The sequence below is a fragment of the Streptomyces sp. NPDC018019 genome (assembly GCF_044327805.1).
GTDB lineage: Bacteria > Actinomycetota > Actinomycetes > Streptomycetales > Streptomycetaceae > Streptomyces.
The window spans coordinates 272,658-293,709 of the sequence record NZ_JBIRGD010000010.1 but is presented as its reverse complement, the minus strand read 5'-3'; the positions used below and the strand labels follow the sequence as shown (position 1 = coordinate 293,709).

Annotated in this window: 18 protein-coding genes; 12 read left to right on the top strand and 6 right to left on the bottom strand. The window is 72.2% G+C overall.

The window, feature by feature from the left end; genetic code table 11:
- Window positions 1-44: 44 nt before the first annotated feature.
- Window positions 45-1,133: a redox-regulated ATPase YchF gene (ychF, locus tag ACH4FX_RS19470; protein ID WP_398480486.1), complete on the bottom strand. Its 1,089-nt coding sequence runs from the start codon at window positions 1,131-1,133 to the stop codon at window positions 45-47.
- A 302-nt stretch (window positions 1,134-1,435) separates the two neighbouring features.
- Between ychF and ACH4FX_RS19465 the strand changes: the two genes are divergently transcribed.
- Window positions 1,436-2,338: a DUF6542 domain-containing protein gene (locus ACH4FX_RS19465; protein ID WP_398480484.1), complete on the top strand. Its 903-nt coding sequence runs from the start codon at window positions 1,436-1,438 to the stop codon at window positions 2,336-2,338.
- Here the strand turns inward: ACH4FX_RS19465 and ppgK are convergent.
- Together ppgK and ACH4FX_RS19455 are read right to left on the bottom strand one after the other, a co-directional pair.
- Window positions 2,304-3,218 carry a polyphosphate--glucose phosphotransferase gene (gene ppgK / locus ACH4FX_RS19460; RefSeq protein ID WP_398480482.1) on the bottom strand — a complete coding sequence of 305 codons (915 nt, stop codon included), beginning with the start codon at window positions 3,216-3,218 and terminating at the stop codon, window positions 2,304-2,306. The two genes, ACH4FX_RS19465 and ppgK, sit on opposite strands and share 35 nt — an antisense overlap.
- Before the next feature lie 29 nt (window positions 3,219-3,247).
- Window positions 3,248-4,291 (bottom strand): 4-hydroxy-3-methylbut-2-enyl diphosphate reductase, encoded by a 1,044-nt coding sequence (locus ACH4FX_RS19455; protein WP_398480480.1) that lies wholly within the window; start codon window positions 4,289-4,291, stop codon window positions 3,248-3,250.
- Window positions 4,292-4,598: 307 nt separating this feature from the next.
- Here ACH4FX_RS19455 and ACH4FX_RS19450 point away from each other — a divergent pair, with 307 nt between their 5' ends.
- The 4 genes from ACH4FX_RS19450 (at window position 4,599) to ACH4FX_RS19435 (ending at window position 8,592) form a co-directional block, all read left to right on the top strand.
- Window positions 4,599-6,080, top strand: a complete 1,482-nt coding sequence (locus tag ACH4FX_RS19450; protein WP_398480478.1) for an APC family permease — start codon at window positions 4,599-4,601, stop codon at window positions 6,078-6,080.
- 99 nt (window positions 6,081-6,179) lie between these two features.
- Complete coding sequence (gene xseA, locus ACH4FX_RS19445; protein WP_398480476.1) at window positions 6,180-7,415, top strand: exodeoxyribonuclease VII large subunit; 1,236 nt, start codon at window positions 6,180-6,182, stop codon at window positions 7,413-7,415.
- Window positions 7,416-7,425: 10 nt separating this feature from the next.
- Complete coding sequence (locus tag ACH4FX_RS19440; RefSeq protein WP_398480474.1) at window positions 7,426-7,701, top strand: exodeoxyribonuclease VII small subunit; 276 nt, start codon at window positions 7,426-7,428, stop codon at window positions 7,699-7,701.
- Window positions 7,702-7,998: 297 nt separating this feature from the next.
- Entirely contained in the window at window positions 7,999-8,592 is a 594-nt protein-coding gene (locus ACH4FX_RS19435) for a malonic semialdehyde reductase (protein WP_398480472.1), read from the top strand.
- A 192-nt stretch (window positions 8,593-8,784) separates the two neighbouring features.
- Here the strand turns inward: ACH4FX_RS19435 and ACH4FX_RS19430 are convergent, their stop codons facing one another.
- The gene (locus ACH4FX_RS19430) at window positions 8,785-9,321 is read right to left on the bottom strand and encodes a DUF4245 domain-containing protein (protein WP_398480520.1); all 537 of its coding nucleotides are present in this window, start codon (window positions 9,319-9,321) and stop codon (window positions 8,785-8,787) included.
- A 210-nt stretch (window positions 9,322-9,531) separates the two neighbouring features.
- Between ACH4FX_RS19430 and glpX the strand changes: the two genes are divergently transcribed.
- A complete protein-coding gene (gene glpX / locus ACH4FX_RS19425) occupies window positions 9,532-10,563 on the top strand; it encodes a class II fructose-bisphosphatase (RefSeq protein ID WP_398480470.1) in 1,032 nt (343 codons plus the stop codon).
- Window positions 10,564-10,656: 93 nt separating this feature from the next.
- Here the strand turns inward: glpX and ACH4FX_RS19420 are convergent, their stop codons facing one another.
- Together ACH4FX_RS19420 and ACH4FX_RS19415 are read right to left on the bottom strand one after the other, a co-directional pair.
- The gene (locus tag ACH4FX_RS19420; protein WP_398480468.1) at window positions 10,657-11,019 is read right to left on the bottom strand and encodes a WhiB family transcriptional regulator; all 363 of its coding nucleotides are present in this window, start codon (window positions 11,017-11,019) and stop codon (window positions 10,657-10,659) included.
- 274 nt (window positions 11,020-11,293) lie between these two features.
- Window positions 11,294-12,076 carry a DUF1707 domain-containing protein gene (locus ACH4FX_RS19415; RefSeq protein WP_398480466.1) on the bottom strand — a complete coding sequence of 261 codons (783 nt, stop codon included), beginning with the start codon at window positions 12,074-12,076 and terminating at the stop codon, window positions 11,294-11,296.
- A gap of 171 nt (window positions 12,077-12,247) precedes the next feature.
- Between ACH4FX_RS19415 and ACH4FX_RS19410 the strand changes: the two genes are divergently transcribed.
- The 6 genes from ACH4FX_RS19410 (at window position 12,248) to ACH4FX_RS19385 (ending at window position 20,982) form a co-directional block, all read left to right on the top strand.
- Window positions 12,248-13,918, top strand: coding sequence for a fumarate hydratase (locus ACH4FX_RS19410; RefSeq protein ID WP_398480464.1), 1,671 nt, complete (start codon window positions 12,248-12,250; stop codon window positions 13,916-13,918).
- Between the two features lie 93 nt (window positions 13,919-14,011).
- Window positions 14,012-15,424 carry a class II fumarate hydratase gene (locus ACH4FX_RS19405; RefSeq protein ID WP_398480462.1) on the top strand — a complete coding sequence of 471 codons (1,413 nt, stop codon included), beginning with the start codon at window positions 14,012-14,014 and terminating at the stop codon, window positions 15,422-15,424.
- Window positions 15,425-15,530: 106 nt separating this feature from the next.
- Window positions 15,531-16,256, top strand: a complete 726-nt coding sequence (locus tag ACH4FX_RS19400) for a DUF402 domain-containing protein (RefSeq protein ID WP_398480519.1) — start codon at window positions 15,531-15,533, stop codon at window positions 16,254-16,256.
- Between the two features lie 213 nt (window positions 16,257-16,469).
- Window positions 16,470-17,153: a class I SAM-dependent DNA methyltransferase gene (locus ACH4FX_RS19395; protein ID WP_398480460.1), complete on the top strand. Its 684-nt coding sequence runs from the start codon at window positions 16,470-16,472 to the stop codon at window positions 17,151-17,153.
- A 47-nt stretch (window positions 17,154-17,200) separates the two neighbouring features.
- Window positions 17,201-19,357, top strand: coding sequence for a SpoIIE family protein phosphatase (locus ACH4FX_RS19390; RefSeq protein ID WP_398480458.1), 2,157 nt, complete (start codon window positions 17,201-17,203; stop codon window positions 19,355-19,357).
- Between the two features lie 161 nt (window positions 19,358-19,518).
- Window positions 19,519-20,982 carry a catalase gene (locus ACH4FX_RS19385; RefSeq protein ID WP_398480456.1) on the top strand — a complete coding sequence of 488 codons (1,464 nt, stop codon included), beginning with the start codon at window positions 19,519-19,521 and terminating at the stop codon, window positions 20,980-20,982.
- The last annotated feature ends 70 nt before the right edge of the window (window positions 20,983-21,052 follow it).

Genomic DNA, 21,052 nt, shown 5'->3' with positions numbered 1-21,052 from the left:
AGGGACCGGCCCTTTACAGCCGCGGGAGACGCTGACGCACCCGCTCAGACGTTGAAGCGGAACTCCACCACATCCCCGTCCTGCATCACATAATCCTTGCCCTCCATACGCGCCTTTCCGGCAGCGCGGGCATCGGCTACGGAGCCCGTCTCGACGAGGTCTTCGAAGGAGATGACCTCCGCCTTGATGAAGCCCTTTTGGAAGTCCGTGTGGATGACGCCCGCTGCTTCGGGGGCCGTGGCGCCCTTCTTGATGGTCCAGGCGCGGGTTTCCTTGGGGCCGGCGGTGAGGTAGGTCTGCAGGCCGAGGGTGTTGAAGCCGACGTGGGCGAGGGTGGCCAGGCCGGGTTCTTCCTGGCCTACGGACTGGAGGAGTTCGAGGGCTTCGGACTCGTCGAGTTCGGCGAGGTCGGCTTCCAGCTTGGCGTTGAGGAAGATGGCCTCGGCGGGGGCGACGAGCGCGCGCTGCTCGTTCTTGAAGTCCTCGTCGGTGAGCTCGTCCTCGTCGACGTTGAAGACGTAGAGGAAGGGCTTGGTGGTGAGGAGGTGGAGGTCGTGCAGGAGCTCGGAGTTCTCGGCGCCCTGGACGATGCCGGCGGAGAAGAGGGTGCGGCCCTCCTCCAGGATGGCCTTGGCCTCCTCGACCGCCTTGACCTTCGGGGCCACGTCCTTCTTGATCCGCGACTCCTTCTGCAGGCGCGGCAGCACCTTCTCGATGGTCTGGAGGTCGGCGAGGATCAGCTCGGTGTTGATGGTCTCGATGTCGTCCTTGGGCGAGACCTTGCCGTCGACGTGGACGACGTTCTCGTCCTTGAAGGCGCGGATGACCTGGCAGATCGCGTCGGACTCGCGGATGTTCGCGAGGAACTTGTTGCCCAGGCCCTCGCCCTCGGAGGCGCCGCGGACGATGCCGGCGATGTCGACGAAGTCGACGGTGGCCGGGAGGATCTTCTGCGAGTCGAAGATCTCGGCCAGCTTGGCCAGGCGCGGGTCGGGGACGCCGACGACGCCGACGTTGGGCTCGATGGTGGCGAACGGGTAGTTGGCCGCCAGCACGTCGTTCTTGGTCAGGGCGTTGAACATGGTCGACTTGCCGACATTCGGCAGACCGACGATTCCGATCGTGAGCGACACGGTGGCGACTTCCCGGAGAGTGGACTGTGAGAGTGGACTGGGCGGCGTACGTACGGCCCGCTGCGGGGCCGGGGCTGCCGTAGGCGCCGGACGGTCCGTGCGGACCGGTCGTCCAGTCTACGGGGCCGGGGAAGGGGCCGGGCGGGGAGGGACGAGCCGGTCCGGGTGGGCGGGGCGGGGCTCGGCGTGCGTACGCTGTGTGACGGCCGACGGGTGATTTGTACGCCGAATGGTCCGGTCAGGTCAGTCGAAACGCGTGTCCTGTAACCGATTAATCCCACTTAGCGGCCTACCGTTGCCGAGTGGAGCAACACAGAGCGCGCAGCCCCCAGCACAGTCCGCCCCGGACCGGCCGTCCGGCAGCGGGCCAGGACGCACGGCTCCCCCGCCCCGCGGAGGCCGTGCCGCCGAACGCTCCGGACGCCCGGGGCGCCCTGGACGCGGCAGGCACCCCGGGCGCCCCGCGGGCCCCGGGTGCCCCGCGCGGTCCGGGCGCGACGGGATCCGGCGGCGAGAGTTCGACCGTCTACCGGGTCCGGGCCCGCCGCCGCGGCCCGCTGGCGCCGCTGGCGAGGGCGGCCGCGCGGCTGCCCTCGCCCCGGCTCACCGGCCTGGGCTGCGGACTGCTCGGCACCCTCGCCCTCTTCCTCTTCGCCTTCTTCGACCAGCTGCTCTTCGGCGGTGCGCCGACGGCGTACGGGGTCTTCTTCGTCCTGGTGAGCGTCTGCGCCGGGCTGTGGGTACGGCCGTACGACCTGATCACGGCCCCGGTCGCGCTGCCCATCGCGTACACCGTCGGCACCGTGCCGATCAGCCACAACACGGGCGGGTTCGGCGGGCTGCTGATGGGCGTCTTCACGGTGCTGGCGACGCAGGCCGGCTGGCTGTACGCGGGCACGCTGGTCTGCGCACTGATCGTCGTCGTACGCAAGGCGGCGGCGCTCGCCCGGCGGCAGGCCGAGCGGCAGGCGCGGCGGCAGGCGGCGCGTGCGCAGGGCCGGGCGCCGGGGAAGGGCAGGGACGCGAACGGCGCTGCGGGGCAGGCGCCCGCCGCGCCGCCCGGGCGTCGGCAGCGCGGGCGGCCGGATCCGGGGCCGGGCCCCGGGCAGCGGCCCGGGCTGGGCCAGGGGGCACATCACCCCCGCAGCCCCTCGCCGCGGGCGGGTCAGGTCAGGGATCGGCCGGCCAGCCGACCTGCGACGTAGTGCCGCTGGGGCCGGAGGGGCCGCTTGGGCCGTCGGCGCCGTCCGGGGCGTTGGTGCCGTCGGAGTCGGGGACGGAGAATGGGCCCGCCGACGCGCCCGCGCCGGCCGGGGCCGCCGCACCGTCCCGGCCCGCGGCGTGGGCCGCCATCGCGGCGCCCACGATGCCCGCGTTGTTCTGCAGCCGCGCGGGCACGATCTCGGCCCGGATGCCCTCGATCAGCGGCAGGAACTTGGCCGCCTTGCGGCTGACGCCGCCGCCGATCACGAACAGCCGGGGCGAGAAGAGCATCTCCACGTGGGCGAGGTACTTCTGCACGCGGTGCGCCCACTGCTGCCAGCTCAGGTCCTCGTCGTCCTTGACCTTGGTGGACGCCCGCTTCTCCGCGTCGTGGCCGTGCAGCTCCAGGTGGCCCAGCTCGGTGTTGGGGACCAGCCGGCCGTCGGCGAAGACGGCGCTGCCGATGCCGGTTCCGAAGGTGAGCACGATGACCGTGCCCCGGCGCCCCCGGCCCGCGCCGAACCGCATCTCGGCCAGGCCCGCCGCGTCCGCGTCGTTCAGCACCGTGACCGGGCAGCCGCCGGTGTCGTCGCCGAGGCGGCCGGCCAGCAGCGCGGCGGCGTTCCGGTCGACCCACGCTTTGTCGACATTGGCCGCCGTACGGGTGACGCCGTCGGTCACCACGCCGGGGAACGTCGCGCCGACCGGCCCCGACCAGCCGAAATGGTCCACGACCTGTCTGACGCAGTCCGCGACCGCATCCGGGGTGGCCGGCTGCGGGGTCAGTACCTTGAACCGCTCGTCCGCCAGGTCACCGCGCTCCAGATCCACCGGAGCGCCCTTGATGCCCGAACCACCGATGTCCACACCGAAGACCTTCATGCCTAGAGGCTAGGCACGAACCGGTGGGTTCACCCCTCGGCGGCGGTCCTCGCCTCGTCGCGCAGGTCGCGGCGGAGCTCCTTGGGCAGCGAGAAGGTGATGGACTCCTCGGCGGCCTTGACCGTCTCCACGTCCTCGTAACCGCGCTCGGCGAGCCAGTCCAGTACGCCGTGCACCAGGATCTCGGGAACGGAGGCGCCGGAGGTGAGGCCGACGGTGGTCACGCCCTCCAGCCAGCTCTCGTCGATCTCCTCCGCGCCGTCGACCAGGTATGCCGCGCCGGCGCCCGCGCCGAGGGCGACCTCGACCAGGCGGACCGAGTTCGAGGAGTTCTTCGAGCCGACGACGATGACGAGGTCGGCCTGGGCGCCCATCTGCTTGACGGCGGTCTGGCGGTTCTGCGTGGCGTAGCAGATGTCGTCGCTGGGCGGGGACAGGAGGTTGGGGAAGCGGCCCTTGAGGGCGTCGACGGTCTCCATCGTCTCGTCCACGGACAGGGTGGTCTGGGAGAGCCAGACGACCTTGTCCGGGTCGCGGACGTCGACGTTGGCCACGTCCTCCGGGCCGTCGACCAGGGTGATGTGCTCGGGGGCCTCGCCGCTGGTGCCGATGACCTCTTCGTGGCCCTCATGGCCGATCAGGAGGATGTCGAAGTCCTCCTTGGCGTACCGGACGGCCTCCTTGTGGACCTTGGTGACCAGCGGGCAGGTCGCGTCGATGGTGGCCAGCTTGCCGCGCTTGGCCTCCTCGTGGACGACCGGGGCGACGCCGTGCGCGGAGAAGATGACGATGTTGCCCTCGGGCACCTCCGCCGTCTCGTCGACGAAGATCGCGCCCTTCTTCTCCAGGGTCTTGACGACGTACTTGTTGTGGACGATCTCGTGGCGCACGTAGACGGGCGCGCCGTACTGTTCCAGGGCTTTCTCGACGGCGATCACGGCACGGTCCACGCCCGCGCAATAACCACGGGGCGCGGCGAGCAGGACCCGGCGGCGGTCCTCGCGCGGCGTGGCGGCTCCGTCCGGAGCGCTGGCGGGCGACGGGCTGGGCGTAGCAGCAGTCATACGATCCATCGTACGGGGCGCCCTTCGGCCTGCGTGCTGCCGTGGGGGCGCGGTGGAGTGAACGGGGTGACGGGCGGCGCGCCGTACCGTGCCGGGACGGTGGCCGCACGGCCCTCGGCCCCCGCCGGCCCCCGCCCGCACGCCCTTCCGGCCCCCTCGCGGCGCGTACGGTCCCCCTCGCGGCGCGTACGGCTCCCCCCCCCGCCCGTCCGGCGGCTCTGGCGCGTCCACCCCGTCCGCGGCGCGGGCTTGCCCGAAGCTGGGAGACAGCCGACGATCATCGTCGGCACGTACGTCCCCCGCTGGAGTGACCGTCATGAGCGCACCGTCCGAGCCGAACCCGTCCTCGCCGCCGTCCGCCGGCACCGCCGCGGCACCCGGCGCGTCCGCCGACGCCGGGCTCCGGCGCACGCTGACGTTCCGGGACCTGATCGTCTACGGGCTGCTGTTCATCGCCCCGATGGCACCCGTCGGGATCTTCGGCACCCTCCAGGCCAAGTCGCACGGCGCGATCACCATCGTCTACGTCGTGGCGACGGTCGCGATGGCCTTCACCGCGTACTCGTACGCGCAGATGGTGCGGGTCGCCCCACAGGCCGGCTCGGTGTTCACCTACGCGCGGGCCGGACTCGGTGAGGGCGCGGGCTTCGTCGCGGGGTGGATGGCGATGCTCGACTACCTGCTGATCCCGGCGGTGGCGTACCTCTTCTCCGGCATCGCCATGCACGCGCTGGTGCCGTCCGTGCACCAGTGGGTGTGGACGGCGCTCGCGGTGGTGGTCACCACGCTGCTGAACCTCCTGGGGGTACGGGCGGCGGCGGTGGCCGGATTCGTGGTGCTGGCGATGGAGCTGGCGGTGCTGGTGGTCTTCGTGGTGGCGGCGGTGTGGGTGCTGGTCACGGACGGGGCGCAGCGCGGCTGGTCGGAGCCGCTGACCGGTGAAGGCGCGTTCTCCACGAGCGCGGTGCTGGCCGCGGTGTCGGTGGCGGTGCTGTCATATCTGGGGTTCGACGCCATCGCGTCGTTCGCGGAGGAGGCGAAGGACCCGAAGGCCGCGCCGGGAGCGCCTCACGGCAAGGGCGGCGGGCAGCGGGCGGGCGCGGTGCCGGTGGCGCGGGCCGTGCTGACCTGTCTGGTGCTGGCGGGTGTGCTGTTCGCCGTGCAGACCTATCTGGCGGCGCTGCTCGCGCCGATGTCGGCGGACGAGCTGGCGGCGCACCCCGCCGAGCAGGGCGACGCCTTCTACACGACGGCGAACACGGCCGTCGGCGAGTGGTTGCAGAAGCTGGTGGCCGCGAGCAAGGCGATCGGTGCGGCCTTCGCGGCGCTGGCGGGGCAGGCGGCGGCCGGGCGGCTGCTGTTCGCGATGGCGCGCGACCGGCGACTGCCGGGCGCGATGTCGAAGGTGGACGCGGGCAGCGGGGTGCCGCGGCGCGCGCTGCTGGGCGCCGCGGTGGTGACGCTGGTCGCGGCGGTGTGGGCGGCTCGCCGCGACGACGGTCTGGACCACCTCTCCTCGATCGTCAACGTGGGCGCGCTGACCGCCTTCGGGCTGCTGCACGCTTCGGTGATCGGCTGGTTCTGGGTACGCAAGCGGGCCGAGCGCCCGAACGTCCTCAAGCACGTGCTGGTGCCGGTGCTGGGCCTGGCGGTGGTGGTCGCGGTGATCGTGGAGGCTTCCGCGACCGCGCAGACCGTGGGGGCGGTCTGGCTGGTGGTGGGTCTGGTGGTGCTGGCGGTCCAGTACGGGCGCAGGAAGGGCGGAGAGACGGGTGGAAAGCCGGGTGGGGATCGGTGAGGTGGTAGGCGAGGAGCGGTACGAGGCGGGCGGCCGCCTCCCGCTTCCCTCCCCTCCGCGCCGCCCGGCGCTGTCAGTGCCGGGCTATACGCTCGTGGCATGAGTGTGAGGACGTCCGCGGAGGCGCCGATCCCCGTCGGCGAGGTGTCGCGGCTCATCGGGGGGTGGATCGACCGGCTGGGCGCCGTCTGGGTCGAGGGCCAGATCACCCAGCTGTCCCGGCGGCCCGGCGCGGGCGTCGTCTTCCTGACGCTGCGCGACCCGTCGTACGACATCTCGGTCAGCGTGACGTGCTACCGCCAGGTCTTCGACAAGATCGCGGACGTGGTGAGCGAGGGCGCGCGCGTCGTCGTGCACGCCAAGCCGGAGTGGTACGCGCCGCGCGGCCAGCTCTCGCTGCGCGCCGCCGAGATCAAACCGGTGGGCGTCGGCGAGCTGCTGGCGCGGCTGGAGCAGCTGAAGAAGTCCCTCGCCGCGGAGGGCCTGTTCCGGGCGGAGCGCAAGCGCGGTCTGCCGTTCCTGCCGCAGCTGATCGGCCTGGTCTGCGGGCGGGCCAGCGCCGCCGAGCGGGATGTCCTGGAGAACGCCCGGCTGCGCTGGCCCGCGGTCCGCTTCGAGGTGCGCAATGTGCCGGTGCAGGGGGTGCACGCGGTGCCGCAGGTGATCGAGGCGGTCAAGGAGCTGGACGCGCTGCCCGAGGTCGACGTGATCATCGTGGCGCGTGGCGGCGGCAGCGTCGAGGATCTGCTGCCGTTCTCGGACGAGCAGTTGGTCCGGGCCGTGGGCGCGGCCCGTACGCCCGTCGTCTCCGCGATCGGCCACGAACCGGATACGCCGCTGCTGGACCTGGTCGCCGACCTGCGCGCGTCGACGCCGACGGACGCGGCGAAGAAGGTCGTGCCCGATGTCGGCGAGGAGTTCGCCCGCATCCAGCAGCTGCGGGAGCGGGCGCTGCGCGCGGTCGGCGGCTTCCTCGACCGCGAGGAGCGCGGCCTGGCGGCGGCGCTGAGCCGGCCCTCGATGGAGCGGCCGCACCGGATGATCGAGGAGCGCGAGGACCAGGTCACCGCGCTGCTGGAGCGCGGCCGGCGCACGCTGGGGCATCTGCTGGACCGGGCCGACTCGGAGCTGTCGCACACACTGGCGCGCGTGGTCGCCCTCTCCCCCAAGGCCACCCTGGAGCGCGGGTACGCGGTGCTCCAGAAGCCGGACGGCTCGGCCGTGCGCTCGTCCGACGAGGTCGCGCCGGACGACGAGCTGCGGGCCCGGGTCGCCGAGGGCGAGTTCCGGGTACGGGTGTCCGGCACACCGTCCGTTGTCGGACCCCCGGATTAGGGTGGGAGCCATGGCGAAGGCAAAGACGGACGACACGGCGGCGGGCGGCGCGGCGGACGCGGCGCGGCCGGAAGGTTCCGCGCTCGGGTACGAACAGGCCCGGGACGAGCTGATCGAGGTCGTCCGCAGCCTGGAGGCCGGCGGGACCACCCTGGAGGAGTCGCTGGCCCTCTGGGAGCGCGGCGAGGAACTGGCCAAGGTCTGCCGCCGCTGGCTGGACGGGGCGCGGGCGCGGCTCGACGCGGCGCTGGCGGAGGAGGAAGAGGCCGAGGCGGCGGACGAGTAGCGGCGGCCGAACCGCGGCGGAGCGACGTAGCGACGTACTGACGTAGTGACGGTGGCCGATCGCGGTCACCGTGCGGATCAGCGACGTAGCGGAGTACGGGAGCGGCCCCCGACGGCCCGGGCCGAGCCGACCCCCGTACGGCTCCCGCACGCAGACCGCGCCCCGCAGACCGCACCTCACCACCCATCCCCACCTTGTGAACCGAGTCACGATCCCCCGATTTTGGTTGAAACTTAATCTATCTTGGTTACAGTTGATACCGAACACGGAAAACACCGACTCCCCCGAGGTGCCCTCATGTCTCTCGCGCTCGACGCCGCCGCCCAGGACCTCCTCTTCCGCGAGGCCCAGACCGCCAACTCGTTCACCGACGAGCCGGTGACGGACGAGCAGGTCCAGGCCATCTACGACCTGGTGAAGTACGCGCCGACCGCCTTCAACCAGTCGCCGCTGCGCCTGACCCTGGTCCGCTCCGCGGACGCCCGGGAGCGCCTGGTCAAGTACGCCATGGGCGCCAACGGCCCGAAGACGCTGAGCGCGCCGCTGACCCTGGTCCTCTCCACGGACCTGGACTTCCACGAGAAGCTGCCGACCCTGTTCCCGCACGCCCCGGGTATCAAGGACACCTTCTTCTCCGAGCCGGCCGTCCGCGAGGTCGCCGGTGCCCAGAACGCGACGCTGCAGGCCGGTTACCTCATCCTCGGCATCCGCGCGGCCGGCCTGGCCGCGGGCCCGATGACCGGCTTCGACTTCGCCGGCATCGACAAGGAGTTCTTCGGCGACGGCAAGCAGAAGTCCTTCATGGTCATCAACATCGGCAAGCCGGGCGCCGACGCCTTCTTCCCGCGCTCGCCCCGCCTGAGCTTCGACGAAGCGGTCACGACGGTCTGATCCGGCCGGGGGACCGGGGGTCGCCCCCGGGCAACACAGCCCGCGCTCGCCCCGCCTGAGCTTCGACGAGGCCGTCACCACCGTCTGAGCCTCCCCCGCAGTACGACGAGGCCGCCGCACCCTTCCGGTGCGGCGGCCTCGTCGTACGTGTCACGGCCGGACGGCCGCGGGGGCAGGCGCGCGGCCCCGCCCTCAGTCCTTCTTCGCCTCCAGGGACGCGGCCAGCTCCGCGAGCCGGCCGTACGGCGCGGTGCCGGTGAGGACGGTGGTGACGCCCTCCTCCTCGCGCACCAGCGCGCGGTACTTCTCGCCCTTGTAGCGGTCCCACTTCACGCCGCCAACGGCCTGCTTGCCCGCGGCCTTCTCGGCGCCCAGCGTGACGTCCTGGATGAACTTCTTCGCGGGCGCGTCGCTCTGCTCCAGCGCCGCGTACTCCTGCTCCGGGTCGAGGAAGCCCAGGTGCCAGGCGCCGCCCTTGCCGTCGTTGCTCGCCTTGTACGTGACGGAGGTGGCGCGCCAGCCCTCGGGCAGCCCCTTGGGCGCGGCGACCGGGTAGGGCGCGGCACGCCGGGCGGTCGCGAGCTCGACGCGGTAGTCGACCGTCTTGACCGCGTTCACCTCGGCGGTCCTGCTGTCGTTGTGCGGGATGAAGACATAGATGCCCGCGACGAGGGCGCCGATCACCGCCATCGACAGGACCATGTCCCGAACCGTCTGCTTGCCTCGCATACCTGCCACGTCTCTATGGTCCCCCATGCCCGGCCCCGCGAAGACACGCCCCCCGCCGTCCGGTTCCGGCCGCCCGCGGGGCGGGAACACGCCCGTACGACTTCTTGCCACCGCTCATGCGTGGGGCCCACTGCTCATTTTGGCGACCTACCGATAAAGTCATAGCCACCCTCACCATTCCGGCCGTCGCCGTACAGAAAGGTGCGCTCGATGACCGAGCATCATCTGCCGTCCCAACTAGAGGTCAGCCCCGAGGCTCCCGACCGCAACCTCGCACTGGAACTCGTCCGGGTGACCGAGGCCGGAGCCATGGCCTCGGGCCGCTGGGTCGGGCGCGGCGACAAGAACGGCGCCGACGGCGCCGCCGTCAAGGCCATGCGCGCCTTGATCCACACCGTCTCCATGAACGGCGTCGTGGTCATCGGGGAGGGCGAGAAGGACAACGCCCCGATGCTCTACAACGGCGAGCGGGTCGGTGACGGCACCGGCGCCGAGTGCGACGTGGCCGTGGACCCGGTCGACGGCACCACGCTGACCGCCAAGGGCATGGCCAACGCGGTCTCCGTGATGGCCGTCGCCGAGCGCGGCGCCATGTTCGACCCGTCCGCGGTGTTCTACATGGACAAGCTGGCCACCGGCCCCGAGGCCGCCGACTTCGTCGACATCACCGCGCCGGTCGGTGTGAACATCCGCCGGATCGCCAAGGCGAAGAAGTCCGCCGTCGAGGATGTCACCGTCGTCATCCTGGACCGGCCGCGCCACGACGGCCTGGTCAAGGAGGTACGGGAGGCCGGCGCCCGGATCAAGTTCATCTCCGACGGCGACGTGGCCGGCGCCATCATGGCGGCCCGCGAGGGCACCGGCGTGGACCTGCTGCTGGGCATCGGCGGTACGCCGGAGGGCATCATCGCCGCGTGCGCCCTCAAGTGCCTGGGCGGCACCCTCCAGGCCAAGCTGTGGCCCAAGGACGACGAGGAGCGCCAGCGCGCGATCGACGCCGGGCACGACCTGGACCAGGTGCTCCAGACGGACGACCTGGTCCGCTGCGACAACGTCTTCTTCGTGGCCACCGGCATCACCGACGGCGAACTGCTGCGCGGGGTGCGCTACCGCGCCGAGACCGCGACCACCTCGTCGCTGGTCATGCGCTCCAAGTCCGGCACGATCCGCCGGGTCGACTCCGAGCACCGGCTCTCCAAGCTGCGCGCGTACAGCTCGGTCGACTTCGAGCGCCCCAGCTGAGCCGAAGGCCGGCCGGCAGCAACGCTCGGGCCGGGACTCCGCCGTCCATCGGCGGGGTCCCGGCCCGTCACGCGTGCCGGTCGCACCGGCGGCTCAGCCGGCGGCGGCCTGCATCCGGGCCGAGCGCTGCAACTCGCCCTCCCGGCGCCGGCGGCGGGCGAGCACGACCCGGCGCTCGGCGGCGGTCAGTCCGCCCCACACGCCGTAGGGCTCCGGCTGCAGCAGGGCGTGCTCCCGGCATTCGATCATCACCGGGCAGCGGGCACAGACCCGCTTGGCGGCTTCCTCCCGTGCCAGGCGTGCGGCGGTCGGCTCCTTGGACGGTGCGAAGAACAGGCCCGCCTCGTCACGCCGGCACACCGCCTCCGCGTGCCAGGGACCGGCCTCTTCGCGAGAGGGAACCCGCTGGGGCGGAACAACTGCGGTGTCCTGCAGAGGCTGATGCGGTAGCAGCACGGTCTACTCCTGACGACGGCTTCGGCGAAAGAGTCACCCTTGCCCGTCTCGCTGCGCACGACTTTTCGCACCCCGCAGCCGTACGAGAGACGATGCACCAGCCCTACCCGCTGTACGCGTGCTTATGCACACGGTTGCGAACAGCGTATGAGCAGTGCGGAAGCACCGTGACGACCGGGCACAGGTGGGCCGGAAGCACACCGTCCGCCCGGTTGTGCCCTACCCGCTCCCGCCGTATCCGCGCCGGTCGCGGGCGCCTCCGTCAGCAGCCTCGTCAGTCCCGGTGGCCGTGCAGCCGCCCGTGCCGGTCCCGCCGCTCGTCCCGGCGCTGACCGTGCAGCGCCCGCCGTTCCTCGCGCCGTTGCTCCTGCCACGCGCGCCGCGCGCCGCGCAGGTCGTCCCGCAGGTCGCGGAGCCACTTGCCGCGCTTGGGCTTGGCCTCCACGCTGCCGAGCACCGCGTAGCCGTTCACGTGGACGATCGGGGCGTCGCCCGCCATCGATTCGTTCGTCTCGACCTCGAAGGCGCCGAGCACGCCGGAACCGCTGCTGCGCAGCGTGACGTTCTCCGGCACCCGGATCTCCACGCTGCCGAAGATCGCGGTGACGTTGATGTGGATCTGCTGCTGCTGGAAGATCCCCTCGGTCAGGTCGATCTCCACGCTGCCGAAGACGGCGACGGCGTTGATCCGGCCGGGCACCCGCCAGCGGCCCTTGCGGGTCGAGGCGCTGAAGATCGCGACCATGGTCTGGTCCGGCGGCGTGCCGTCCGGACCGGTGGCGTACGCGGCGGACGCGGGCCGCTGCCCGGGGGCGCCGTCCTCCGCGGGCAGGTCCCGTACCAGCGGCTCCAGTTCGCCCATCGTCTTGGCGCGGTAGACCAGGTCGATGCGTTCGGCGTGCTCCTCCGCGTCCAGCCGCCCCACCGCCAGCGCCTCGCGGAGGATTTCCGCGATCCGGTCCCGGTCGGCGTCGGACGCCCGGAGCTCGGCCTCCGCCACGGGTTTGGTCAGGTTCACCGGCTGCTGGGCTCGTTTGGCGAGCGACGATTCGTCCACGGGGGCAGCGTACCGAAACGCGATAGATCGCGACTAGGGGACGCGCGGCCCGGCCGGGCGGTCCGGGTGAGCCTTACCTCACAGCGGCGACCGCGAGTGAGGGTTCTACGCTGTTCAGGCGCTGCCGCAGATGTCAGCCGAAAACCGCCGCAGAGTGAGGAATGACCCCTGATGCCGGAGTTCGCCTATACCGACCTGCTCCCCGTAGGCGAGGACAACACCCCCTACCGCCTGGTCACTTCCGAGGGTGTGAGCACCTTCGAGGCCGACGGACGCACATTCCTCAAGGTCGAGCCGGAGGCGCTGCGCAAGCTGGCCGCCGAGGCGATGCACGACATCTCGCACTATCTGCGCCCGGCCCACCTGGCCCAGCTGCGCCGCATCCTGGACGACCCCGAGGCGTCCGCCAACGACCGCTTCGTGGCGCTGGACCTGCTGAAGAACGCGAACATCGCGGCGGCGGGCGTGCTGCCGATGTGCCAGGACACCGGCACGGCGATCGTGATGGGCAAGCGCGGGCAGAACGTACTGACCGAGGGGCGGGACGAGGAGGCCCTGTCCCGCGGCATCTACGACGCGTACACGCAGCTGAACCTGCGGTACTCGCAGATGGCCCCGCTGACCATGTGGGACGAGAAGAACACCGGCTCCAACCTGCCGGCTCAGATCGAGCTGTACGCCACCGACGGGGACGCGTACAAGTTCCTGTTCATGGCCAAGGGCGGCGGCTCGGCCAACAAGTCCTTCCTCTTCCAGGAGACCAAGGCGGTCCTCAACGAGGCCTCCATGATGAAGTTCCTGGAGGAGAAGATCCGCTCGCTGGGCACGGCCGCCTGCCCGCCGTACCACCTGGCGATCGTCGTCGGCGGCACCAGCGCCGAGTACGCGCTGAAGACCGCGAAGTACGCCTCCGCGCACTACCTGGACGAGCTGCCCGCCGAGGGCTCCCCCACCGGCCACGGCTTCCGGGACAAGGAGCTGGAGGAGAAGGTCTTCGAGCTGACGCAGAAGATCGGCATCGGCGCGCAGTTCGGCGGCAAGTACTTCTGCCACGACGTGCGCGTGGTGCGCCTGCCGCGGCACGGCGCGTCCTGCCCGGTCGCCATCGCGGTGTCCTGCTCCGCGGACCGCCAGGCCGTGGCGAAGATCACCGCCGAGGGCGTCTTCCTGGAGCAGCTGGAGAAGGACCCGGCGCGGTTCCTGCCGGAGACCACCGAGGAGGAGCTGACCGAGGGCGCGGGCCCGGACCTCGACGCCGTACGGATCGACCTGAACCAGCCGATGGACGCCATCCTGGCCGAGCTGACCAAGCACCCGGTCAAGACCCGGCTGTCGCTCACCGGCACGCTCGTCGTCGCCCGCGACATCGCGCACGCGAAGATCAAGGAGCGGCTGGACGCGGGCGAGGAGATGCCGGAGTACCTGAAGAACCACCCGGTGTACTACGCGGGCCCGGCGAAGACCCCCGAGGGCTACGCGTCCGGCTCCTTCGGCCCGACCACGGCCGGCCGGATGGACGCCTACGTCGAGCAGTTCCAGGCGGCGGGCGGCTCGAAGGTGATGCTGGCCAAGGGCAACCGCTCGAAGCAGGTCACCGACGCCTGCGCCGCGCACGGCGGCTTCTACCTGGGCTCGATCGGCGGCCCGGCGGCGCGCCTGGCGCAGGACTGCATCAAGAAGGTCGAGGTCCTCGAATACGAGGAGCTGGGCATGGAGGCGGTCTGGCGGATCGAGGTCGAGGACTTCCCGGCGTTCATCGTCGTGGACGACAAGGGCAACGACTTCTTCCAGGACCCGGCGCCGGCTCCGACGTTCACCAGCATTCCCGTACGGACCGCCTGACGGCCGGCGGCCGGTTCCGGCCGCGTTCCGCCTGACGGACGAAACGTGCCGGTGCCCGGGAACAGATCACCGTTCCCGGGCACTGACACAGGTATGAGTGACAACGGCCTGAGCGGCGACCACGGCGAGTACCGGACCGAGCACGACTCGATGGGCGAGGTGAAGGTGCCCGCCCGCGCCAAATGGCGGGCGCAGACCCAGCGCGCGGTGGAGAACTTCCCGGTCTCCGGGCAGCGGCTGGAGCGGGCGCACATCGAGGCGCTGGCCCGGATCAAGGCCGCGGCGGCCAAGGTCAACGCCGAGCTGGGCGTGCTGGACCAGGACGTCGCGGGGGCCGTCCAGGAGGCCGCCGCCGAGGTCGCGGACGGGAAGTGGGACGAGCACTTCCCGGTCGACGTCTTCCAGACCGGTTCCGGTACGTCGTCGAACATGAACACCAACGAGGTGCTCGCGACCCTCGCCACCGAGCGGCTGGGCCGCGACGTGCACCCCAACGACCACGTCAACGCCTCCCAGTCGTCCAACGACGTCTTCCCCTCCTCGATCCACATCGCGGCCACCGCGGCCGTCACCCATGACCTGATCCCCGCGCTGGAGCACCTGGCGAGCGCCTTGGAGCGCAAGGAGACCGAGTTCGCCGAGGTGGTCAAGGCGGGGCGGACGCACCTGATGGACGCCACGCCGGTCACCCTCGGCCAGGAGTTCGGCGGCTTCGCGGCGCAGGTCAGGTACGGCGTCGAGCGGCTGCACGCCGCGCTGCCGCGGCTGGCCGAACTGCCCCTGGGCGGTACGGCGGTGGGCACCGGCATCAACACCCCGCCCGGCTTCCCCGCCGCGGTGATCGCCGAGGTGGCGCGGACGACAGGGCTGCCGCTGACCGAGGCGCGCAACCACTTCGAGGCGCAGGGCGCGCGCGACGCGGTCGTGGAGACCAGCGGGCAGCTGCGCACCATCGCCGTCGGCCTGACGAAGATCGCCAACGATCTGCGGTGGATGTCCTCGGGCCCCCGTACCGGTCTCGCGGAGATCAACCTGCCCGACCTCCAGCCCGGTTCGTCCATCATGCCCGGCAAGGTCAACCCGGTGATCCCGGAGGCGGTGCTGATGGTGGCCGCGCAGGTCACCGGCAACGACGCGACGGTGGCCGCGGCGGGCGCCGCGGGCAACTTCGAGCTGAACGTGATGCTGCCGGTCATCGCGAAGAACGTGCTGGAGTCGGTGCGGCTGCTCGCCAACGTCACCCGGCTGCTCGCGGACCGCACCATCGACGGGATCACCGCCAACGCCGAACGGGCCCGGGAGTACGCCGAGTCGTCCCCGTCCGTGGTCACCCCGCTCAACAAGTACATCGGGTACGAGGAGGCCGCGAAGGTCGCCAAGAAGTCGCTCGCCGAGCGCCGCACGATCCGCGAGGTGGTCATCGGGTCCGGGTACGTGGAGCGGGGCCTGCTGACCGAGGAGCAGTTGGACGAGGCGCTGGACGTGCTGCGGATGACCCACCCGTGACGGTCCGGCACGTCGGTGCCGGCCTGACACTTCCGTAACGGACCGTGCGTCCCGTGTCACGGCGTGGACACCGGCCCGCCACTAAGATCTGCGCATGACAGCGGACATGGTGGAGACGAGGAAGGGCGCCGCCGGGGCGGGGGACACACGGGCCGCCGCGGAACGGCCGGGGCGCTGGGCGCCCGGGGACCAGATCCTGTGGCGGTACCGCGACAACGCCGGCGACGGCATCCACATCTGCCGTCCGATGACCGTCGTCCAGGACACCGACGAGCTGCTCGCGGTGTGGATGGCTCCGGGCACGCCCTGCGTCAAGCCGGTGCTGGCCGACGGGACGCCGGTCCACCGCGAGCCGCTCGCCACCCGCTACACCAAGCCCCGGCGCACCGCCCGCGACCAGTGGTTCGGGACCGGGGTGCTGAAGCTGGCCCGGCCGCACGACCCCTGGTCGGTGTGGCTGTTCTGGGAGCCCGGCTGGCACTTCAAGAACTGGTACGTGAATTTGGAGGAGCCGCGGCGCCGCTGGGCGGGCGGCATCGACTCCCAGGACCACTTCCTGGACATCTGCGTGTACCCGGACCGGCGTTGGGAGTGGCGGGACGAGGACGAGTTCGCCCAGGCGCAGCGGGACGGGCTGATGCCGCCCGCGCTGGCGGCGGACGTACGGGCGGCGGGCCGCGCGGCGGTCGAGCACATCGGCGCGTGGGGGGAGCCGTTCGGCGGCGGCTGGGAGGACTGGCGGCCCGACCCGGCGTGGGGGGTGCCGGGGCTGCCGGACGACTGGGACCGGCCGGTACCCGGTCCGCGGGCCCGGCCGGGCGCGGAGGCGTGACCGGAGCCCGGGGCGTGTCCGGTCGGCCCGGTGAGCAGGCAAGGGCGCCGCGTGGCGGGCGAGTGAGCCCCCTTGATGCGCCCCTGGGGAACAACCGTAGGATCGTCCTCCACAAGACCGCACAGGCGTAACTCAAGACTGCACGGAACTGCACGGACGTGGCTCCCGCGCCGGAGCCCCGAACTTGACCGCGGTCGCAGGAGAGGCGAGGTCGTGAGCGCTGAAGGCTACGACGGATACGAGGGCCTGAACGGGTTAGTCCTGGACCGGGCGGGACAGGCGGAGGCGTTCGACGCGATCGGCGACCGCTACGAGGAGGCCTTCCCGCACAAGGACGGCCAGCTGACCGCGGGCGCCCGGCTCGCGGCCGCGCTGCCGCCCGGGTCGCGGGTGCTGGACCTCGGCTGCGGCACGGGCCTGCCGACGGCCCGTCAGCTGACCGAAGCGGGCCACTCGGTGGTCGGGGTGGACCTCTCCCCCGCGATGATCGCCCTGGCCCGGGAGAACGTCCCGGCGGGCCGGTTCCACCGGCTGGACATCGCCGATCTGCGCCACGGCGCACTCGGCGGGCCCGGCTCCTTCGACGGGGCCGCCGCCTTCTTCTCGCTGCTCATGCTGCCCCGCGCGGAGATCCCGTACACCCTGCGGATGCTGCACTCGCTGCTGCGGCCCGGCGGGCTGCTGGCGCTGGCCATGGTCGAAGCCGATCTGGACGACTGCCCGATTCCGTTCCTGGGCAGCACGATCCGGGTATCGGGTTACCTGCGGGACGACTTGCGCCAGGTCGTGCACGACGCGGGTTTCGAAGTCACCGGGGAGGACTCGTATGCGTATGCCCCGGCCAGTACGGACACCCCACCCGAGATCCAGCTCTTCCTGCACCTGCGACGCGCTTGAGACGCGGCGCGCCACGCGCGCAGCCCCGGACGGATGGAATCCCACGCGTGACGGAGCACCCGACCTCCCACGAACCGCGGCAGGCCGCCCCGCCTGCCGCGTCCCCGGCGACCCCGGACCGGGGTCTGCCCGGGCCGGCGCCGTACGCCGCGGCCGCCGACCCCCGCGGCTTCCCGGGGCAGTCCTCGACCCGCGGACCGACCGAGGTGGCCGACATGTCTCCCGCGGCACCGCGCGGTGACGATTCTGCGCGCGCCGCGGACGGCGGCCGTGCGGACGCCGGTGCCGGCCGGCACCGGCCCTGCCCCGAGGGGGCGCCTGCGGTCCCGCCGCCCACCGCGCCGCACGGCGTACCGGTGGAGGCCGGGGCGCGCGGCGAGGAGCCCGGGCGGGCGTCCGGGCAGGCCGCCGGTCCGGCCGCGCCGCCCGCCCGTTCGGCGCACCCCGCGCAGCCGGCCGAGGGCGGCGAGGCGCCGGCGGCGCGGCAGGCGGGCGGCGACCGGCTGCGCTTCATCGGCGCGGCGACCCGGCGGATCGCCCGCGGCATAGACCTGGACGAGATCGTGCTGGGGCTGTGCCGGGCGACGGTGCCGACGTTCGCCGACGCCATCCTGGTCTATCTGCGCGATCCGCTGCCGGTGGGCGACGAGCGGCCGACCGGCCCGGTGGTGCTGCGGCTGCGCCGTACCGACCGGATTCCCGAGGAGCCGGACACCAACGGCGGGCGGCTGCCGATGCTGCCCGCGCAGCCGGACCTGGGCCCGGCGATGGGCGGCAGTGCGGCGGAGCTGTCCGAGGTGCTGCCGGGCGGGCCGCTGGCGGAGGTGCTGCGCGGCGTACGGCCGCTGTTCGGCGAGGTGCAGGCGGCGCGCGCGGCGCTGCCGGAGCTGCTCGGGCCGCTCACCGAGCTGCCGGCCGGGCACCGGGTGATCCTGGCGCCGCTGCGCGGGCGCCGCCGGGTGATCGGCGCGGCGGTCTTCCTGCGCCGCCCGGACCGCCCGGCCTTCGAGGCGGACGACCTGCTGGTGGCGGCGCAGCTGGCCACGCACACGGCGCTGGGCGTCGACAAGGCGGTGCTGTACGGGCGCGAGGCGTACATCGCCGACGCGCTCCAGCGCACGATGCTGCCGGACTCGCTGCCGCAGCCCACCGGCGTACGGCTCGCCAGCCGCTATCTGCCCGCCGCCGAGACGGCACGGGTGGGCGGCGACTGGTACGACGCGATCCCGCTGCCGGGCAGCCGGGTCGCGCTGGTCGTCGGTGACGTGATGGGCCACTCGATGACCTCGGCGGCGATCATGGGCCAGCTGCGCACCACCGCGCAGACCCTCGCCGGGCTGGACCTGCCGCCGCAGGAGGTGCTGCACCACCTCGACGAGCAGGCGCAGCGGCTCGGTTCGGACCGGATGGCGACGTGCCTGTACGCGGTCTACGACCCGGTGGCGCACCGCATCATGGTCGCCAACGCCGGGCATCCGCCGCCCGTGATGCTGCACCGCGGCGGGCGTGCGGAGGTGCTGCGGGTGCCGCCGGGCGCGCCGATCGGTGTCGGCGGGGTGGACTTCGAGGCGGTCGAGCTGGACGCGCCCGCGGGCGCCACGCTCGTGCTCTACACGGACGGCCTGGTGGAGTCCCGTATCCGGGACGTGTGGACCGGCATCGAGCAGCTGCGGGAGCGGCTGACCGAGACGGCCCGGCTGACCGGGCCCAACCCGCCACCGCTGGAGCCGCTGTGCGACGAGGTGCTGGACATGCTCGGTCCCGGCGACCGGGACGACGACATCGCGCTGCTGGCGGCCCGCTTCGACGGGATCGCGCCGAGCGACGTCGCGTACTGGTACCTGGACCCGAAGGCGCAGACCGCCGGGCAGGCCCGCCGCCTGGCCCGCCGGGCGCTGTCCCGGTGGGGCCTGGAGGAGCTGACCGACCAGCTGGAGCTGCTGGTCAGCGAGGTGGTGACGAACGCGGTGCGGTACGCGGAGCGGCCGATCACGCTGCGGCTGCTGCGGACGGACGTGCTGCGCTGCGAGGTCGGCGACGATGTGCCGCAGCTGCCGCGGCTGCGCCAGGCCCGCCCGTCCGACGAGGGCGGGCGCGGCCTGTACCTGGTCAACCGGATGGCCCGGCGCTGGGGCGCGACGCGGCTGAGCACCGGCAAGGTGGTGTGGTTCGAGCTGTCGATGCCGTTCGGAGGCGCGCCGTAGAACGGGCCGGCGCGAATGCCGCCGGATCGTCGACGGGCGTACCGGCGGCCGGACTCCATCCCGAACTGGACGGTGTCCAACGGTTGCCGACACCGCGTCGGCGGAGTTGACTGCTGGGGTGGACAGGGACTGACGACCCCACCACCGGGAGGCGCACCGCCATGACCAGCTCCGCGCACGACGTCCCGCGTACGACGAACAACGCCGGCATCCCGGTCGAGAGCGACGAGCACTCGCTCTCCGTGGGCCCGGACGGTCCGCTGCTGCTCCAGGACCACTACCTGATCGAGAAGATGGCCCAGTTCAACCGCGAACGGGTGCCCGAGCGGGTGGTGCACGCCAAGGGCAGCGGCGCGTACGGGTTCTTCGAAGTGACCAACGACGTGAGCCAGTTCACCAAGGCGGACCTCTTCCAGCCGGGGCGGCGCACGGAGATGCTGGCCCGCTTCTCGACGGTCGCCGGTGAGCAGGGCTCGCCGGACACCTGGCGCGACCCGCGCGGCTTCGCGCTGAAGTTCTACACCGAGTACGGCAACTACGACCTGGTCGGCAACAACACGCCGGTCTTCTTCGTGCGGGACCCGAGCAAGTTCCAGGACTTCATCCGGTCGCAGAAGCGCCGCCCGGACAGCGGGGTGCGCGACCACGACATGCAGTGGGACTTCTGGACGCTGTCGCCGGAGTCGGCGCACATGGTCACCTGGCTGATGGGCGACCGCGGCATCCCGAAGACCTACCGCCACATGAACGGCTACGGGTCGCACACGTACATGTGGGTCAACGGCGGCGGTGAGCGGTTCTGGATCAAGTACCACATCAAGACGGACCAGGGGATCGGGTTCCTGACCCAGGAGGAGGCGGACCGGCTGGCCGGTGAGGACGGCGATCTGCACCGCCGTGACCTGTACACGGCCATCGCGGCCGGGGACGCCCCCAGCTGGACCATGTACGTCCAGGTCATGCCGTTCGACGACGCGCCGGACTACCGCTTCAACCCGTTCGACCTGACCAAGGTGTGGCCGCACGGCGACTACCCGCTGATCGAGGTCGGCCGGATGACGCTGGACCGCAACCCGGAGGACTTCTTCGTCCACATCGAGCAGGCGGCCTTCGAGCCGTCGAACATGGTGCCGGGCATCGGCCCGTCGCCGGACAAGATGCTGCTGGGCCGGCTGTTCTCCTACCCGGACACCCACCGCTACCGCATCGGCCCGAACTACGCGCAGCTGCCGCCCAACCGCCCGCACTCGGCGGTCTCCTCGTACGCGAAGGACGGCCCGATGCGCTACGAGCCGTCCCGCGCGGCGGCGGTGTACGCACCGAACTCGTACGGCGGGCCGGCCGCGGACACCGAGCACTTCGGCGACCCGGCGGGCTGGCACGCGGCGGGCGAGATGGTGCGCGAGGCGTACAGGCTGCGCCGTGACGACGACGACTTCGGCCAGGCGGGCACGCAGGTGCGGCAGGTGCTGGACGACGCGGCGCGCGAGCGGCTGATCGGCAACGTCGCCGGGCACCTGGCGAAGGGCGTGAGCCGGCCGGTGCTGCTGCGCGCCTTCCAGTACTGGCGCAACGTGGACAAGGCGCTCGGCGACCGGATCGCCGCGCGGTTCAACGGCGGCTGAGCCGGAGCCGGACCACGCAAACGGCCGTGGCCCCCACCGGAGAGGCGGGGGCCACGGCACGGCGGCGTCG

What these genes read in the sequence shown, in the direction of transcription:
- ACH4FX_RS19410 (WP_398480464.1), top strand. Translation starts at nt 12,248, where the DNA reads ATGCCGGAGTTCGCCTATACCGACCTGCTCCCCGTAGGCGAGGACAAC.
- ACH4FX_RS19450 (WP_398480478.1), top strand. Translation starts at nt 4,599, where the DNA reads ATGAGCGCACCGTCCGAGCCGAACCCGTCCTCGCCGCCGTCCGCCGGC.
- glpX (WP_398480470.1), top strand. Translation starts at nt 9,532, where the DNA reads ATGACCGAGCATCATCTGCCGTCCCAACTAGAGGTCAGCCCCGAGGCT.
- ACH4FX_RS19435 (WP_398480472.1), top strand. Translation starts at nt 7,999, where the DNA reads ATGTCTCTCGCGCTCGACGCCGCCGCCCAGGACCTCCTCTTCCGCGAG.
- ACH4FX_RS19405 (WP_398480462.1), top strand. Translation starts at nt 14,012, where the DNA reads ATGAGTGACAACGGCCTGAGCGGCGACCACGGCGAGTACCGGACCGAG.
- ACH4FX_RS19430 (WP_398480520.1), bottom strand. Translation starts at nt 9,321, where the DNA reads ATGCGAGGCAAGCAGACGGTTCGGGACATGGTCCTGTCGATGGCGGTG.
- ACH4FX_RS19455 (WP_398480480.1), bottom strand. Translation starts at nt 4,291, where the DNA reads ATGGATCGTATGACTGCTGCTACGCCCAGCCCGTCGCCCGCCAGCGCT.
- xseA (WP_398480476.1), top strand. Translation starts at nt 6,180, where the DNA reads ATGAGTGTGAGGACGTCCGCGGAGGCGCCGATCCCCGTCGGCGAGGTG.
- ACH4FX_RS19400 (WP_398480519.1), top strand. Translation starts at nt 15,531, where the DNA reads ATGGTGGAGACGAGGAAGGGCGCCGCCGGGGCGGGGGACACACGGGCC.
- ACH4FX_RS19440 (WP_398480474.1), top strand. Translation starts at nt 7,426, where the DNA reads ATGGCGAAGGCAAAGACGGACGACACGGCGGCGGGCGGCGCGGCGGAC.
- ACH4FX_RS19385 (WP_398480456.1), top strand. Translation starts at nt 19,519, where the DNA reads ATGACCAGCTCCGCGCACGACGTCCCGCGTACGACGAACAACGCCGGC.
- ppgK (WP_398480482.1), bottom strand. Translation starts at nt 3,218, where the DNA reads ATGAAGGTCTTCGGTGTGGACATCGGTGGTTCGGGCATCAAGGGCGCT.